Source organism: Luteibacter sp. 329MFSha, from assembly GCF_900111665.1.
Taxonomy (GTDB): domain Bacteria; phylum Pseudomonadota; class Gammaproteobacteria; order Xanthomonadales; family Rhodanobacteraceae; genus Luteibacter.
In genome coordinates this window covers 996,843-1,012,028 of record NZ_FOJE01000001.1, presented here as the reverse complement: position 1 = coordinate 1,012,028, position 15,186 = coordinate 996,843, and the positions used below count along the sequence as shown (strand labels likewise).

Here is a 15,186-nt window from a genome sequence, read left to right as displayed (position 1 = left end):
TGAGGATCAGTTCGCCGGGATGCGGTAGGCGCCGATGTGGCCCTCGACATCCTCGACGTACACGGTGTCACCCACCACGAGGGGCTGGGCACGAATGGCTTTCTTGGACAGGCGCTCGCGCGCGGCGATGCTGCCGTCGCTGGCGTTGAGCCAGTGGATGTGGCCGTCGAGATCGCCCACCACCGCGTAGTTGCCCTGGGCCGCCGGGCCCGTGACCCAACGGTACTTCAGGGCGTCCTGCTTCCAGATGCTGGCGCCGCTCGACTTGTCGAACGCGTAGACCTGCGACTGGTCGTCGGCACCGTAGATGGCGTTGCCGTGGACGTCGAGCGACGTGAAGGTCGAGAAGGCATGGTTCCACAGCGGGCGACCGCTCGGACCGTCGATCGACGTCAGCTGCCCATGGTAGGCGGCGCCGTAGAGCGAGGTACCGTCGAGCACGAGCGCGCCGTCGGCATCCGCGAGACGGTCGATCTCGGTGCGGCCTTCGCCGCTGGCGAGCGTCTGCTCCCAGAGCTTCTCGCCGTTGTCGAGGCGCACGGCGACGAGCTTGCCGGCATCGCTGCCGAAGAACACGACGCCGTTGGCGACGAGCAGGCGGCCGTTGCCGCGCAGGCTGAGGAGCGGCACCTGCGACTGGTCGTACACCCAGCGACGCTCGCCGGTCTTCGCATCGATGCCGTAGACACGCCCGTCGTTGCAGCGGACGACCACGAACTCGCCGACGATGGCGGGCGCGGTGATCACCTCCGACGAGACCTCGGCGACCCAGCGGCGTTCGCCGTCCTTCGCGTTCATGCCGTAGACGTGGCCGTCGAGCGTGCCGATGGCGAGGAGGTCGCCGGCCACGCCGGGGCCACCCGAGAAGCGGGCGTCCTCGCGCTTGGCGTCGCCCCAGCCGAACCAGCCGTGCTGGCGCGTGCTCTTCGACCAGAGCGTCTTGCCGGTATTGGCGTCGAAGGCGCGGATCTTGCCATCGGTGCTGGCGGCGTAGAGCACGCCGTCGGCCACAGCTGGGCGCATGCGCACGCCGGACTCGGCGGCGCCGTCACCGACGCTGGATTTCCAGAGACGGTCGACCTTGAGCGTCGGCTCGAATTTCTTGTCGAGCGGGGTCGGCGGTTCGACGTTTTCCTTCTTGAACGAATGGCAGCCGGCCAGGACGGCCAGCGAAGAGGTCAACGCGATTGCCACGAAACGTTTCATGCACCCTGCTTCCCGGCCACGGCCAGATCATCGAGTTTGGTTTGGACCACACCGCGCTGCGGTGCGCTGTCGCCCATCGCGGCGATCGCCGCCTGATAGGCCTTGCGTGCGTCGTCCGGGCGTCCCAGCTTGACCAGCGCGTCGCCGCGGAGTTCCTGCGAGAGCGCGACGAACGACTTGCCCTGCATGGCGTCGAGCGCCGCGATGGTGTCCTGCGGCTTGCCCTGCGCGAAGCGCAGGCGCGCGGCATTCAGTTCGACCAGGGCCTTGAGGGTTTCGTCCTTCGCATGGGCCTTGGCCCATTCGATGTCGCCGGAGGCCTTGTCCGCCTGCCCGGCCAGGACGCTGCGCTGGGCGCGCTCGCCGGCGGCGAAGATCGACCAGGCGGTGTCCGAGTAGTCCTTCATCAGGGTATCGGTGCGCAGGTCGATCTCGTTCTGACGACTCTGGGCGACCGCGAGCTGCAGGGCCGAATACTCGGCGGCGGCGGCCTGCTCGTGGCCCGCGCGGTGCGACTTCCACTGCTGCCAGCCGAAGATCAGCACCAGCCCGAGAGCGACACCGACGGCGATCGAAACGCCATTCTTGCGCAGCCACTGCTGTACGCGTTCGCCCTGCTCGTAGTCGTCGTAAATGTCGAAAGCCATGCAATCACCCACTGCGCTCCGCGCAGCAAACCAAGGTGGGAACGAGCCCGTGCCGGCCATCGGGGATGGCGGCGCGGATCAATAGGCAAGGATACCCGAAAAGACGGGGGCCGGGCGGCGCCGCGCGGTGCAACGCGCGGCGCGCCGGCGATCAGAAGGCGACCGGTGCCGCCTTGCCGTCGCGGATGTCGACGCGGAACCGGGCCACGTTGGCGCGGCGGAACGCATCGAGCTGCACGGGCTGGCCATCGACGGTCACCTGCGCGGCCGAGGCGTTCCCGATGCGGACGTCCAGCGGGCTGTCGCTGCGGTACGACTTCTGCGTGCCGGCGGGCAGGATGCCGTATTCGAGGCGCGAACCGTCCGCGGCGGTCACTTCCACCCAGCTGGCGGCCGGGAGGTTCAGGCTGAGGCTGTGCGCACCCGCGCCGCTGGCGGCGGCCTCGGGTGCGGCGGCGGCCGTCGCGAGCGGCGTCCGCGTCGCCGAATGATCGAGCGGCGGGAACATCGCCATCGAGGCGAGCAGCGGCTGCTGCTCCTCGGGACGCGGCTCCTGGACCGGCGCCGGCCGGCTCTCGGTGCTGGCGACGCTGGTCGCGGCGCTGCTGCTCGCCGGTGCCGGCGCGTCCTGCTGGGCCACGGGCGCGGCATCCAGCGGCGCGAGGCGCGCCATGTCGCGATCGAGCGTGCCGCGCACGCCGAGCCAGACCATCGGCACGACGATCACCGCGGTCAGCACCACATAGGTGGCGGCCGTGAGGTAGCGCTCGAACAGGTAGCGCGAATGCGAGACACCACCGGTAACCACGAGTTCGGGCTGGCGGGGCGTGTGCCGCGCCAGTTCGGCCTGGATCTCGGACTCGTCGATGCCCAGGTGCGTGCCGTACTTGGTCAGGTAACCGGCGAGGTAGACCTGGTAATCGATGCCGCCGTACTCGCCAGCCTCTAGCTGGCGAAGGAGGCGCGTCGGCAGGCGCAACGCCTGGCCGCAGGCCTCGATGGTGTAACCGCGGGCCTCACGGGCCGCGCGAAGGCGTGCGCCGAAACCGGCGGTGTGGCCGCCGAGATCGATCAGTACCCGCCCCTCTTCACTGCTGGCTTCCACCTGGGGATCCATGGCGTTCTCCCTGTCTGCATTCGGCTCGAGACCGGCGAACAAATCCTGCTCGCGTCCATCCCGACCGGAAGAATTCGAAGATACTGGGGTCATTGACGTGCGGCGACTTCGAGTGCGCGCGCGGGTTCCGAATCCGGGAACGTTTCGCGCAGGCGTTTTGCATAGTCCTGGGCACCCTCCCCGTTGCCCAGACGGAGCTCGATATCGTGACCGAGCTTCAGCGAATCCGGACTCGGTGCCCCCACCGCTTCGTAACGCTGCAGGAAAGCGCGGGCCCGGAATGCATCGTTCGTAAGGTACAACACGTGCGCCATCTGATACAGGGCATCGGCGTTATTCGGATTGCGCGCGAGCGCCTTCCGGAAATAATCCTCCGCCGACGCGTAATCCTGCGACTGCAACTGGCAGGTGCCGGCATTCGTCATCGCGAGATCGGGCGTTTCGTAGAACGGATCCGCGAGCGCCCGGTCGAAGAAGGCCTTCGCCTCCGCCGGACGGTGCTGCTTGCATAGGAAGACAGCGAGATTGTTGTTCACCGAACCCTTCTTCGGATCGTACTCGACGGCCTTGCGATAGTGCAGTTCGGCGTTGACCGGATCGTTGATGCGCTCGTAGAGCACCGCGATCACCGTCTGCGCCGGAACGTATTTCGGGTCGAACTGGAGCGCCTTCTGAAGTTTTTCCATGGCGCCCTTGAGGTCGCCGTTCTGCATGTAACGCTGGCCCAGCTCGGTATGTACTTCCGCACCCTTGGCGCGGTCTTCCGCGGCGGTCGAAGGCTTCAGCCCCGAACCATCCCCCACGCAGCCGGTGCACGCCAGGGCGAGCACCGCCAGCATCCCCCACCGCTCAAGCCGCATTCACCACTCCCTCTCCGAGTTTCTTGCGGAACTCCGCCTGCCGGCGGGTACGGTCGACCACCTGCCCCTTGAGCTGGCCACAGGCGGCGTCGATGTCGTCGCCACGGGTGCGACGGAGCATCGTCAGCACGCCGGCGTTGAGCAACTGCGTCTGGAAGTTACGGATGGCTTCCTGGCCCGAGCGCTCGAAACGCGCGCCCTCGAACGGATTGAACGGGATCAGGTTGACCTTGTTCGCGCCGGGCAGCCGGCGCATGAACTTGATCAGCTGGCGCGCATGTTCCGGCTGGTCGTTGACGCCCTTCATGAGCGTGTACTCGAACGTGATGGACGTACGCGGCGCGCGCTGGATGTAGCGCTCGCACGCACCCATCAGCTCGGCCAGCGGGTAGCGCTTGTTCAGCGGAACCAGCTCGGTGCGCAGCTCGTCGTTCGCAGCGTGCAGCGACACCGCGAGCGAGACGTCGCTCTCCGCCGAGAGGCGGTCGATCATCGGCACGAGGCCCGCCGTGGACAGCGTGACGCGCTTGCTCGCCAGGCCGAAGCCGAGGTCGTCGCGCATCAGGCTCATGGCCTTGACCACGTTGTCGAAGTTCAGCAGCGGCTCGCCCATGCCCATCATCACCACGTTGGTGATGCGGCGCTGCTGGTGCGGCACGTTGCCGAGATGTTTGGCCGCCACCCAGACCTGGCCGATGATCTCGGCGGTGGACAGGTTGCGGGAGAACCCCTGGGTCGCCGTGGAGCAGAACTGGCAGTTCAGGGCGCAGCCGACCTGCGACGACACGCAGAGCGTGCCGCGGGTCGGCTCCGGGATGTAGACCGTCTCGATGGCGTTACCGCCATCCATGCCCAGCAGCCACTTGTGGGTGCCGTCGACCGCGCCCTTTTCGAACACGGTCTTCGGCGGCCCGATATAGCAAGTGGCGTCGAGCTTCTCGCGAAGCGCCTTGCCGACGTCGGTCATCTTCCCGAAATCGCTTTCGAGACGGTGGTAGATCCACTTCATGACCTGCTCGGCACGGTACGGCTTCTCGCCGATCTGGGCGAAGAAATCGCGCAGACCCTTGCGGTCGAAGTCGAGCAGGTTGACCTTTTCGGCGGGCGTGTTCACGGCGGTTCTCAGTGGGAAACGACTTCCGAGTCGTTGAAGAAGTACTTGATCTCGATCGCGGCGTTCTCGAGCGAATCCGAGCCGTGGACGGCGTTGGCGTCGATCGACTCGGCGAAGTCGGCGCGGATGGTGCCGGCGGCGGCTTCCTTCGGGTTGGTGGCACCCATGAGGTCGCGGTTCTTGAGCACCGCGCCCTCGCCTTCCAGCGCCTGGATCATCACCGGGCCGGAGATCATGAACTCGACGAGCGCGCCGAAGAACGGACGGTCCTTGTGCACGGCGTAGAAGCCTTCGGCCTCTTCGCGGGTCAGCTGCTTCATCTTGGCGGCGACGATCTTGAGGCCGGCCTTCTCGAAGCGGGCAAGGATTTCACCGATGACGTTCTTCTTGACGGCGTCCGGCTTGATGATCGAAAGGGTGCGCTCCAGCGCCATACGGGTGCTCCGGGAAAGTGAAGACAAGGAAAGACAAGAAGTGCTGACAGGGCCCCATGGGGACCCTGATGGAAGTTTGCGGCCAAAGCCGTCCGGAATGACTGACTTAGCGCACGAAATCTTGACAGATTCTAGCTCAATCGCAAGCCGTTTGCAGGCATGTGCGGTCGCAGATTGACCACCGTGGGCTGGCGGGCGTACTCTCAAACGATCGTTTGATTCAAACTGTCCGCCAGCCGAGTCCGCCGATATGACGAGTGCACCCTACGCTTCCCGCGAACGCACCACGAAAGAGCGCATTCTCGGCGCCGCTGAGACACTCTTCGCCACCCACGGCTTCGCCGGCGCGTCCCTCCGTCAGGTGACCGCGGCGGCCCGGGTCAACCTCGCGGCGGTGAACTATCACTTCGGATCCAAGGACAAGCTGATCGAGGAGGTCTTCCGCCGCCGTCTCGACGAACTCAACAGCCGCCGCCTGGCCGCGCTGGGCAAGGTCGCCGGGCTGGAGACGACCCGCCTCGAGGACGTCCTCGACGCCTATATCCGTCCCGCGCTCGACCTGTCGCGCAACGACGGCGGTGGCGCCGCGTTCGTCCGCGTGCTCGCCCGCGCCTACGCCGAGCACAACGAGACCCTCCGCCGCTTCCTGTCCGACAACTACGGCCACATCCTGCGCCAGTTCGCCGCCGAGTTCGGCCGGCTGCTCCCGGGCCTGGGCAAGGAAGACATCTACTGGCGCCTGGACATCGTCACCGGCGCCCTGACCTACGCGATGGCCGACTTCGGCATCATCCAGCGCAAGACCGACGTCGCCGAGCGCGACCACCGCGAGACCGCCGCCGAGCAGCTCATCCGCTTCGCCGCCGCCGGCCTGCGCGCCCCTTCCGTTTCGAACGCCACGGCCACCCGCTGACCGAGGCGATCCTTGAGCACCCCGGAGATCACCATGACCGCAACACCGTTACGCATTCGCAAGGCCGCGGTACTCGGCGCCGGCGTCATGGGCGCGCAGATTGCCGCGCACCTGACGAACGCCAACGTCGAAACCGTGCTGTTCGACCTGCCCGCGAAGGAAGGTCCGAAGAGCGGCATCGCCCTCAAGGCGATCGCCAACCTGGCCAAGCTCTCCCCGGCTCCGCTCGCCGAGAAGAGCCTCGGCGCCGCGATCATTCCGGCGAACTACGAGGACGACCTCGCCCAGCTCGCCGACGTCGATCTCGTCATCGAGGCGATCGCCGAACGGATGGACTGGAAGCTCGACCTCTACACGAAGATCGCCCCGCACGTCTCTAAGACGGCCGTGCTCGCGAGCAACACGTCGGGCCTGTCGATCAACGGCCTGGCCGAAGCCCTTCCGGAAGCGCTGCGCCACCGCTTCACGGGCGTGCACTTCTTCAACCCGCCGCGTTACATGCATCTCGTCGAGCTGATCCCGACGAAGCTGACCGACGCGACCGTGCTGGAAGGCCTCGAGGCGTTCCTGACCACCACGCTCGGCAAGGGCGTGGTGTACGCGAAGGACACCCCGAACTTCATCGGCAACCGCATCGGCGTGTTCTCGATGCTGTCCACCATGCACCACACCGAGCAGTTCGGCCTCGGCTTCGACACCGTCGACGCGCTGACCGGCCCGGCCATCGGCCGTCCGAAGAGCGCCACGTTCCGCACCGCGGACGTCGTTGGCCTCGACACCCTGGCGCACGTGGTCAAGACCATGAGCGACACCCTGCCCGACGACCCGTGGCACGCGTTCTTCCAGCCTCCGGCGTGGCTCAAGGCCCTCATCGAGAAGGGTGCGCTGGGCCAGAAGACCGGCGCGGGCGTCTATCGCAAGGCCGGCAAGGACATCGTGGTGCTCGACCTGCAGAAGCAGGACTACCGCGTCTCCGAGCAAAAGGCCTCCGACGAGGTGTCCGCCATCCTCGCCATCAAGGACCCGGCCGAGAAGTTCGCGAAACTGCGCGCCTCGTCCGACCCGCAGGCGCAGTTCCTCTGGGCGGTGTTCCGCGACCTCTTCCACTACACCGCCTATCACCTGGCCGACATCGCCGATACCGCCCGCGACGTCGACTTCGCCATTCGCTGGGGCTACGGCTGGAAACTCGGTCCGTTCGAGATCTGGCAGTCGGCCGGCTGGCAGCAGATCGCCGGATGGATCGCCGAGGACATCGCCGCGGGCAAGGCCATGAGCAGCGCGCCCCTGCCGGCCTGGGTCACGGACGGCCGCACCGGCGTGCACGGCAAGACCGGCTCGTATTCCGCCAGCGCGAAGGCCGAAAAGCCGCGCTCGGCCCACCCGGTCTACGCCCGCCAGGCGTTCCCCGATCCGATCCTGGGCGAGACGTTCGACAAGGGCAGCACGGTCTGGGAAAACGACGGCGTGCGCCTGTGGACCTCGGGCGACGACATCGGCGTCATCTCGTTCAAGACCAAGATGCACACGGTCAACGACCACGTGCTCGACGGCATCCAGCACGCGATCGGCCTGGCCGAGCAGCAGTTCCGCGGCGTGGTGCTGTGGCAGCCGTCCGAGCCCTTCTCGGCCGGCGCCGACCTCAAGGGCGCGCTCGGCCTGCTCAAGGAAGGCAAGCTCGCACAGTTCGAAGCCATGGTGGCCAACTTCCAGGCGACCAGCATGCGGATCAAGTATTCGCTGGTTCCGGTCGTCGCGGCCGTGCGCGGGCTCGCGCTCGGCGGCGGCTGCGAGTTCCAGATGCACGCGGCGCGTACCGTCGCGGCGCTCGAGAGCTACATCGGCCTGGTCGAAGCCGGCGTGGGCCTGCTGCCCGCCGGCGGTGGCCTGAAGGAACTGGCGGTCCGCGCCGCGCAGGAGAACCCGGCCGACCCGTTCGAATCGCTGAAGAAGGTGTTCGAGACCGTCGCGATGGCGAAGGTGTCGGCCAGCGCCCTCGAGGCGAAGTCGCTCGGCCTGCTGCGCAAGGACGACGTCGTGGTCTTCAACAGCTACGAGGTCCTGCACGTCGCCAAGGCGCAGGCGCGCGCCATGGCCGAGTCGGGCTACCGTCCGCCGCTGCCGGCCCGTGCCATCCCGGCGGCGGGCGACGTGTCCACCGCCACGTTCAAGGCGTCGCTGGCGAACCTGGCCGAGGGCTATTTCGCCTCGCCGCACGACATCGAGATCGCCAGCCGCATCGCCGACGCCCTCTCGGGCGGAAAGATCGAGCGCGGTTCGCTGGTGGACGAGGCGTGGCTGCTCGCGCTGGAACGCCGCCACTTCGTGGAACTGGCGCAGACCGAAAAGACCCAGGCCCGTATCGCCCACACGATGACGACGGGGAAGCCGTTGCGTAACTGACGCGCCACGCGCTCTGACGCACCACGACTTCCCCCATTGAGGAACCATCCATGAGCAAGCAAGTGCAAGACGCCTACATCGTCGCCGCCACCCGCACGCCGGTCGGCAAGGCGCCGCGCGGCGTATTCCGCAACACCCGTCCCGACGACCTCCTCGCCCATGTCATCCGCAGCGTGATCGAGCAGGCGCCGGGCATCGACCCGTCGCTCATCGCGGACGCCGTCATCGGCTGCGCGATGCCGGAAGCCGAGCAGGGCATGAACGTCGCGCGCATCGGCGTGCTGCTGGCCGGTCTGCCGGAACAGGTCCCGGGCGTCACCATCAACCGCTTCTGCTCGTCGGGCGTGCAGGCCATCGCGATGGCCGCCGACCGCATTCGCCTGGGCGAGGCCGACCTCATGCTCGCCGGCGGTACCGAGTCGATGAGCATGGTGCCGATGATGGGCCACAAGGTCGCCATGAACCCGGCGATCTTCGAGAACGACGAGAACCGCGCCATCGCCTTCGGCATGGGCATCACGGCCGAGAAAGTGGCCGAGCGCTGGAAGGTCAGCCGCGAGGACCAGGACGCCTTCGCGCTGCAGTCGCACCAGCGCGCCATCGCGGCCATCGCCGCGGGCGAGTTCAAGGACGAGATCACGCCGTTCCAGCTCGACGACCGCTACCCTGATCTCAAGAACCACAGCGTCCGCGAGGACCGCCGCGTCATCGACACCGACGAGGGCCCGCGTCAGGACACCTCGCTCGAGGTGCTCGGCAAGCTCCGCCCCGTGTTCCGCAACGGCCAGTTCGGCGGCTCGGTCACGGCCGGCAACTCCTCGCAGATGTCGGACGGCGCGGGTGCCCTGCTCATCGCCAGCGAGAAGGCCATCAAGGACTACGGCCTGACCCCGCTCGCGCGGTTCGTGGGCTTCTCGGTGGCCGGCGTCGCGCCGGAGATCATGGGCATCGGCCCGAAGGAAGCGATTCCCAAGGCGCTCAAGCAGACCGGCATCACGCAGGACCAGCTGGACTGGATCGAGCTGAACGAGGCCTTCGCGGCCCAGGCCCTGGCCGTGATCCGCGACCTCGGCCTCGATCCGTCGAAGGTGAACCCGCTGGGCGGCGCCATCGCCCTGGGCCACCCCCTCGGCGCCACGGGCGCCATCCGCGCCGCGACACTGATCCACGGCCTGCGTCGCCGCAAGCAGAAGTACGGCATGGTGACCATGTGCATCGGCACGGGCATGGGCGCCGCGGGCGTGTTCGAGGCGCTCTGACGCGAAACCCATCGCCGATACGATCGGCTCCCACCCTTCGGATTCAGCGCCTGGCTTCAGGCCGAAGGGTGGGAGCCGATCGCATCGGCGATCCGCGCCAGCGGGCACCGCTGCATGAGCGATGGTAAGACGAGGGCCACGGGTTTACGCTCGCTCCATGCACGGCATCCACACCATCGATACCGGCTTCGGCCGGCCGAACTTCGACGCCGCCTACCTCGTCGTGGAACGCGGGCGCGGCGCCTTCATCGACAGCGGCACGGCGCAGGCCCTGCCGCGGTTCCTCGACGCGATCGCCGCCGCCGACCTCGAACCGAAAGACATCGACTGGGTGATCCTCACCCACGTGCATCTCGACCACGCCGGCGGCGCGGGCGAACTGATGCGCCACCTGCCCCATGCCATGCTGGCCGTGCATCCGCGCGGCGCGCGCCACATGATCGATCCCTCGGTGCTGATCGCGGGCGCCTCGGCGGTCTACGGCGAGGACGTGGTGCGCCGCGACTACGGTGAGATCGTGCCGGTGGCGAAGGATCGCGTGATCGAAGCGACCGATGGCTTCGTCGTCGACCTGGCCGGACGCGCCCTGCTCTGCCTCGACACGCCCGGGCACGCGAAGCACCACATCGCGATCCACGACGAACGCGCGAACGCCTTCTTCACCGGCGACATCTTCGGCCTGTCCTATCGCGAACTCGACACGGCGGCCGGGGCGTTCATCATCCCGACCACGTCGCCCGTGCAGTTCGATCCCGACGAGGCGCATGCGTCCATCGAGCGCATGATGCGCTACGAGCCGGAGGCCATGTACCTCACGCACTACGACCGCGTGACCGACGTCAAGCGCCTCGCGAACGACCTGCACGAGCAGATCGACGCCATGGTCGCGATCGCCCGGCGTCACGCCGGCGCGGCGGACCGGGAGGATCGCATCGCCGAGGCGTTCGCGGAACTGTACGTCGCCCGCGCCCGGAAGCACGGTGTCGCGCTGGGCACGGAGGCGATTCTCAAACTACTGAAGATCGATATCCGCCTCAACGCGCAGGGCATCGTCGTCTGGATGGATCGCGTCGCGCGCTGAGTCGCCTCACCCGCCACGGGACACGACTAAGCCAGCCGCGCCCCGTTCGGCACCGGCCGCTCGGTGGTCGTGATCACCACGCCGTCGTCGGTGTGGAATCCGGTGAGCAGGAATTGCGAGCGGAACGGACCGATCTGCTTCTCCGGGAAATTGATCACGCCGACGATCTGCCGGCCGACCAGTTCTTGCGGCTGGTAGATGTTCGCGATCTGCGCGCTGGTCTTCTTCTCGCCATGCGGCCCGAAGTCCGCCCAGATCTTGTACGCGGGCCGACGCGCCTCGGGGAAGACCTCGGCGCGCACGATCGTGCCCGCGACGAGCATCACCTTTTCGAAGTCGGCCCAGCTGATCTCTTCGCTCATCTCATCCTTCCAGTCGTGACTTGAACCAGTCGCCCAGTTCGTATTTCCAGTACGTGCCCTGCGCGGCAAGATAACCGAACGGACGATGCACCGGCTCGAGGCCGAAGGCCTCGTACGCGTCGAGGCGCGTCTCTCCCGCGGCGATGGCGTCGGCCAGCGCCTCGCCCGCCGCGCACGTGGGCGCCAGGCCGTGGCCTCCGAACGCCTGCGCGTACCAGAGTCCGTTGCCGTGCGTACCCACCTGGGGCATCTCGTGCCGCGCATAGCTCATCAGGCCCGACCAGGCCTGTTCGATGCGCGCCTCCTTCAACGACGGAAAGACACGCGCCATGTCCCGCCTGAGCAGCCGCTGCACCGCGCGGGGCGAGCGATCGCGGACCGAGATCCGTCCGCCCCAGAGCAGGCGCGTATCCGGCAGCGGGCGGTAGTAATCGAAGGCGAAGCGCGTGTCGTAGATCGCGGCGTGCGTGCGCAGGCACTCGCGCAGCCGGTCGCCCAGCGGCTCCGTGACCATCACGTACGTGGCGATCGGCAACACCGCCCGGTCGATGGAACGATCGAGCCCCGCCAGGTAGCCACCGCAGGCCAGCACGACCTGCGGGGTCTCGATCTCGGCGTCGCCCACGCGGAGGATCCAGCGGGGACCCTTGCGCTCCAGCATGCGCACGCGCGAGCCCTCGTGGATGCCGACGCCTACCCGCTCCGCCGCTGAAGCGAGTCCGCGCGCGTACGCCAGCGGATCGATGTGCAGCGCGTTCCGTTCGTAGAGGCCGTCGTGGTACCGCGGACTCCGCACGAACTCATGCATCGCGTCTTCGGGAATCCACTGCCATTCGGTGCCGTAGTGCTCGGCCAGCAGCTGCTGGCGCGAGCGCAGCACCTTCGCGTCGCGGAACCAGTTGGCCCAGACGACGCCGGCATCCACGGCATCGCAATCGATCGACAGGGCCGCGATCCGCTCGCGGATCAGGTTCACCGCGTCCACGGTGCGCGCGTAGAGCGCGCGGGCGCGATCGGGACCGGCGCGTTCCAGGAGGGCTCGCTCGCCGAGCGAGTAGCCCGCGAAGACGAAGCCGCCGTTGCGGCCCGACGCACCGAACCCGATGTACTTCGACTCCAGCAGCACGATGTCGCGTACGCCGCGCGCGGCGAGGCCGAGCGCGGTGTTGAGTCCCGCGAAGCCGCCGCCGACGATCACCACCGCGGCCTCGCGACGGCCCCGCGGCGGCGGTCGCGACGGCGGTGCGGCGATTCGGTCGTGATACCACGACGGCATGCGGTCGGATTCCTGCCAGGAAAACCACCGTTGTACGGCAGAGCGGCGCGCGGCGGAAGATGCCGTCAGGGGCGCGCTGCCGATTCCCGGCGGGCGCCGATCGCACCGGCGATCCCGCGCGAGCGCGCCGACGGGCGGGGGCGCCGGGAGTATCATGCGGCGATCTTCCACCGAACGCCGACCATGAGCCTCCTTCCGCCCATCGACCTCCAGCGCTGGATCGACGACAACCGCGCCCTGCTCAAGCCGCCGGTCGGCAACAAGTGCATCGTCGACGGCGACTTCATCGTGATGATCGTCGGCGGCCCCAACGCACGCACCGACTATCACTACGACGAGGGTCCGGAGTTCTTCTACCAGCTCGAGGGCGAGATGGTGCTGAAGGTCCAGGACGAGGGACAGGCCCGCGACATCCCGATCCGCGCGGGGGAAGTGTTCTACCTGCCGCCCCGCGTCCCGCATTCGCCGCAGCGCATGCCCGATTCGATCGGCCTCGTGATCGAGCGGCGTCGGCTCGCGGACGAGAAAGACGGCCTGATGTGGTTCTGCCAGGTCTGCAACCAGAAGCTGTTCGAGGAGTACTTCCCGCTCGGAAGCATCGAAAGCGATTTCCCGCCCGTGTTCGAGAAGTTCTATCGCTCGCTGGACGCGCGCACCTGCCGGAACTGCGGCGCGGTGCACCCGGCGCCCGCGAAGTACGCCGACTGAGGCGAGCACCCTTCGCCCGCGAGCGGGCTGCCACCCGAAGGTAGTGACCCTTGCGGGCGAACGGCCTCTCAGCCGAGCGCCGCGTCGCGGAGGGCCAGCCACTTGGTGGCCATGCGGCGCAGCGACGGGTCGGAGGCCGGATCGGACGCGATGTCCGCGACCGGCCGCCAGGCCAGTTCGAGGGACTCCTCGTTGAGGACGAAGGCTTCCCCGCCACGCGCCACGACGACGTGCCGCACGTCGTAATGCCAGTGCTCGGGCTCGTCACCACGCGCCGGGATCGCATGGCGGTCGACATCGAAGATGTCCGGGAGCACGTCCAGCTCCCGCAATCCGGTTTCCTCTTCCGCCTCACGCAGCGCCACGGCCGCCAGGTCCGTATCGCCGTCGGCATGGCCGCCCGGCTGCAGCCATCGGCCCAGCTTGCGATGGAGCATCAGCAGCGCGCGTTGCCCGTCCGCGCTGACGAGCCAGGCGGAACCCGTGAAGTGTCCCTCCCGCGTCTCACGATGGAAGGGACGCTTCGCTTCGCGCAACCACGCGCCGAATTCGGCCACTCCCTCTTCATCAGGCCAACGCCCCGCGTAGGACGCGAGGGCATCGGCAAGGGGCTGTCTGGTCGGATCCATCGGAAATCACCTTCAAGGGACTAGTCATTTTCGCAGGTCATTTTAGGACTGTTCCGATGTCGGACGCGGGCGCGGCTTGCCTACGATGGTTCCGGGGCGCACGACGCGCTCCGCCGTCCGCAGCGTCGCGCTGCGTAACGCAAGGAAACGCGCATGTCGCAGAATCTGAAGTCGTTCGGTGCCACCCTCGCACTCCTGGCCACCTGCCCCGCCATCGCGGCGGACCGCGAGGCCAACTTCACCGGCCCCCTCGTCACACCGGCCGTCAATTCGATGCCCGCCGGCATGGTGAACATCGAGCCATACCTTATCCATACCAATACGCGTGGCAGCTACACCAACGCCGGCGATCGCAAGGAGCGCGACCCGACCGTCCGTCAGTGGCAGCTCGCCGTGCCCATGTCCTACGCGCTGACGGACACGAGCTTCGTCCAGCTCACGCTCAACGCGTCGCGCACGTCCGGCGATGGCCTGCACACCGACGGAATGCGGATGGGCGACACCTCCGTGCGCTTCCAGCAGCGCCTGCGCGCACCGGATGCCGACGGTGGCGGTCTCGTTCTCGCGATCGCGGCCGCCCAGCGCCTGCCCACGGGCGCGTACCACCACCTCGACACCAATCCGCTCAACGGCACGGGCAACGGCGCGATGCGCACGACGCTGGCATTCGGCGCGCAGCAGCTCCACTGGCTGGACGACGGTCACGCCCTGCGCTGGCGCGCGCAGCTGGCCTGGAGTCCGTCGCCCGGCCGCATCAACGTGCGCGACGGCAGCGTCTATGGCACGTCCCGCGGGTTTCGCGGCTATGCGCGCCTCGGCCAGGCATGGAACGCGTCGGTCGCCGCCGAGTACGTGCTCGACCCTCGCTGGGTGCTCGTGGGCGAGGCGATATGGAACCGATCGGGCGCCGTCGACGTGGTGGGCGCCACCGCGGAAGGCCCGCGCACGGCGCGCCGCCTCGCGCCGAGCCAGGAGTTCAGTCTCGCGCCCGCCGTGGAATATCACTTCAGCCCGACGGTCGGCCTGATCGGCGGCGTCCAGTTCACGGTCGCCGGTCGCAACACCGCCGATTACGTCGCGCCACAGGTCGCGCTGAACATGGTCTTCTGAGCATTCAGGCGACGCATGCACAACCGCCGCAAGTCATGGTCGACACCCGCACCGCTCGCATGCAAGG

General features: G+C 67.9%; 15 protein-coding genes. 6 read left to right on the top strand and 9 right to left on the bottom strand.

The window, feature by feature from the left end; genetic code table 11:
- Nucleotides 1–6: 6 nt before the first annotated feature.
- The 6 genes from bamB to ndk all read right to left on the bottom strand — a co-directional run bounded on the left by bamB (nucleotide 7) and on the right by ndk (nucleotide 5,378).
- A complete protein-coding gene (gene bamB / locus BMW54_RS04490; protein ID WP_090053310.1) occupies nucleotides 7–1,206 on the bottom strand; it encodes an outer membrane protein assembly factor BamB in 1,200 nt (399 codons plus the stop codon).
- Entirely contained in the window at nucleotides 1,203–1,853 is a 651-nt protein-coding gene (locus tag BMW54_RS04485) for a YfgM family protein (protein ID WP_090053309.1), read from the bottom strand. Before BMW54_RS04485 ends, bamB begins: the two co-directional genes overlap by 4 nt.
- A 151-nt stretch (nucleotides 1,854–2,004) precedes the next feature.
- A complete protein-coding gene (locus BMW54_RS04480; protein ID WP_090053307.1) occupies nucleotides 2,005–2,970 on the bottom strand; it encodes a helix-turn-helix domain-containing protein in 966 nt (321 codons plus the stop codon).
- A gap of 89 nt (nucleotides 2,971–3,059) precedes the next feature.
- The gene (gene pilW, locus BMW54_RS04475; protein WP_090053306.1) at nucleotides 3,060–3,830 is read right to left on the bottom strand and encodes a type IV pilus biogenesis/stability protein PilW; all 771 of its coding nucleotides are present in this window, start codon (nucleotides 3,828–3,830) and stop codon (nucleotides 3,060–3,062) included.
- A complete protein-coding gene (gene rlmN, locus BMW54_RS04470; protein ID WP_090053304.1) occupies nucleotides 3,820–4,956 on the bottom strand; it encodes a dual-specificity RNA methyltransferase RlmN in 1,137 nt (378 codons plus the stop codon). Before rlmN ends, pilW begins: the two co-directional genes overlap by 11 nt.
- On the bottom strand, nucleotides 4,953–5,378 hold the full coding sequence (gene ndk / locus BMW54_RS04465) for a nucleoside-diphosphate kinase (RefSeq protein ID WP_090053302.1): 426 nt from the start codon (nucleotides 5,376–5,378) through the stop codon (nucleotides 4,953–4,955). Before ndk ends, rlmN begins: the two co-directional genes overlap by 4 nt.
- Before the next feature lie 250 nt (nucleotides 5,379–5,628).
- Here ndk and BMW54_RS04460 point away from each other — a divergent pair, with 250 nt between their 5' ends.
- From BMW54_RS04460 to BMW54_RS04445, 4 genes are all read left to right on the top strand, one after another.
- Nucleotides 5,629–6,291, top strand: a complete 663-nt coding sequence (locus BMW54_RS04460) for a TetR/AcrR family transcriptional regulator (protein WP_090053301.1) — start codon at nucleotides 5,629–5,631, stop codon at nucleotides 6,289–6,291.
- A 33-nt stretch (nucleotides 6,292–6,324) separates the two neighbouring features.
- Nucleotides 6,325–8,694, top strand: a complete 2,370-nt coding sequence (locus tag BMW54_RS04455) for a 3-hydroxyacyl-CoA dehydrogenase/enoyl-CoA hydratase family protein (RefSeq protein WP_175472760.1) — start codon at nucleotides 6,325–6,327, stop codon at nucleotides 8,692–8,694.
- Nucleotides 8,695–8,744: 50 nt separating this feature from the next.
- Nucleotides 8,745–9,953 (top strand): acetyl-CoA C-acyltransferase, encoded by a 1,209-nt coding sequence (locus BMW54_RS04450; protein ID WP_090053299.1) that lies wholly within the window; start codon nucleotides 8,745–8,747, stop codon nucleotides 9,951–9,953.
- Nucleotides 9,954–10,110: 157 nt separating this feature from the next.
- Nucleotides 10,111–11,034, top strand: a complete 924-nt coding sequence (locus tag BMW54_RS04445; RefSeq protein WP_090053298.1) for an MBL fold metallo-hydrolase — start codon at nucleotides 10,111–10,113, stop codon at nucleotides 11,032–11,034.
- A gap of 26 nt (nucleotides 11,035–11,060) precedes the next feature.
- Here BMW54_RS04445 and BMW54_RS04440 read toward each other — a convergent pair whose 3' ends face one another.
- The gene (locus tag BMW54_RS04440; protein ID WP_090053296.1) at nucleotides 11,061–11,396 is read right to left on the bottom strand and encodes a tRNA-binding protein; all 336 of its coding nucleotides are present in this window, start codon (nucleotides 11,394–11,396) and stop codon (nucleotides 11,061–11,063) included.
- Nucleotide 11,397: 1 nt separating this feature from the next.
- The gene (locus BMW54_RS04435) at nucleotides 11,398–12,672 is read right to left on the bottom strand and encodes an NAD(P)/FAD-dependent oxidoreductase (RefSeq protein WP_090053295.1); all 1,275 of its coding nucleotides are present in this window, start codon (nucleotides 12,670–12,672) and stop codon (nucleotides 11,398–11,400) included.
- 183 nt (nucleotides 12,673–12,855) lie between these two features.
- On the opposite strand from BMW54_RS04435, the gene BMW54_RS04430 reads away from it, so the two are divergent.
- Complete coding sequence (locus BMW54_RS04430; protein ID WP_090053293.1) at nucleotides 12,856–13,380, top strand: 3-hydroxyanthranilate 3,4-dioxygenase; 525 nt, start codon at nucleotides 12,856–12,858, stop codon at nucleotides 13,378–13,380.
- 68 nt (nucleotides 13,381–13,448) lie between these two features.
- Here the strand turns inward: BMW54_RS04430 and BMW54_RS04425 are convergent, their stop codons facing one another.
- On the bottom strand, nucleotides 13,449–14,009 hold the full coding sequence (locus BMW54_RS04425) for an NUDIX hydrolase (RefSeq protein WP_090053291.1): 561 nt from the start codon (nucleotides 14,007–14,009) through the stop codon (nucleotides 13,449–13,451).
- A gap of 153 nt (nucleotides 14,010–14,162) precedes the next feature.
- Here BMW54_RS04425 and BMW54_RS04420 point away from each other — a divergent pair, with 153 nt between their 5' ends.
- Nucleotides 14,163–15,119 (top strand): hypothetical protein, encoded by a 957-nt coding sequence (locus BMW54_RS04420; RefSeq protein WP_090053290.1) that lies wholly within the window; start codon nucleotides 14,163–14,165, stop codon nucleotides 15,117–15,119.
- Nucleotides 15,120–15,186 lie beyond the last annotated feature (67 nt).

Coding starts and splice junctions, on each gene's coding strand:
- BMW54_RS04430 (WP_090053293.1), top strand. CDS start 12,856: ATGAGCCTCCTTCCGCCCATCGACCTCCAGCGCTGGATCGACGACAAC.
- BMW54_RS04455 (WP_175472760.1), top strand. CDS start 6,325: ATGACCGCAACACCGTTACGCATTCGCAAGGCCGCGGTACTCGGCGCC.
- BMW54_RS04450 (WP_090053299.1), top strand. CDS start 8,745: ATGAGCAAGCAAGTGCAAGACGCCTACATCGTCGCCGCCACCCGCACG.
- bamB (WP_090053310.1), bottom strand. CDS start 1,206: ATGAAACGTTTCGTGGCAATCGCGTTGACCTCTTCGCTGGCCGTCCTG.
- BMW54_RS04445 (WP_090053298.1), top strand. CDS start 10,111: ATGCACGGCATCCACACCATCGATACCGGCTTCGGCCGGCCGAACTTC.
- BMW54_RS04440 (WP_090053296.1), bottom strand. CDS start 11,396: ATGAGCGAAGAGATCAGCTGGGCCGACTTCGAAAAGGTGATGCTCGTC.
- pilW (WP_090053306.1), bottom strand. CDS start 3,830: ATGCGGCTTGAGCGGTGGGGGATGCTGGCGGTGCTCGCCCTGGCGTGC.
- BMW54_RS04435 (WP_090053295.1), bottom strand. CDS start 12,672: ATGCCGTCGTGGTATCACGACCGAATCGCCGCACCGCCGTCGCGACCG.
- ndk (WP_090053302.1), bottom strand. CDS start 5,378: ATGGCGCTGGAGCGCACCCTTTCGATCATCAAGCCGGACGCCGTCAAG.
- BMW54_RS04460 (WP_090053301.1), top strand. CDS start 5,629: ATGACGAGTGCACCCTACGCTTCCCGCGAACGCACCACGAAAGAGCGC.
- BMW54_RS04485 (WP_090053309.1), bottom strand. CDS start 1,853: ATGGCTTTCGACATTTACGACGACTACGAGCAGGGCGAACGCGTACAG.
- BMW54_RS04425 (WP_090053291.1), bottom strand. CDS start 14,009: ATGGATCCGACCAGACAGCCCCTTGCCGATGCCCTCGCGTCCTACGCG.
- BMW54_RS04420 (WP_090053290.1), top strand. CDS start 14,163: ATGTCGCAGAATCTGAAGTCGTTCGGTGCCACCCTCGCACTCCTGGCC.
- BMW54_RS04480 (WP_090053307.1), bottom strand. CDS start 2,970: ATGGATCCCCAGGTGGAAGCCAGCAGTGAAGAGGGGCGGGTACTGATC.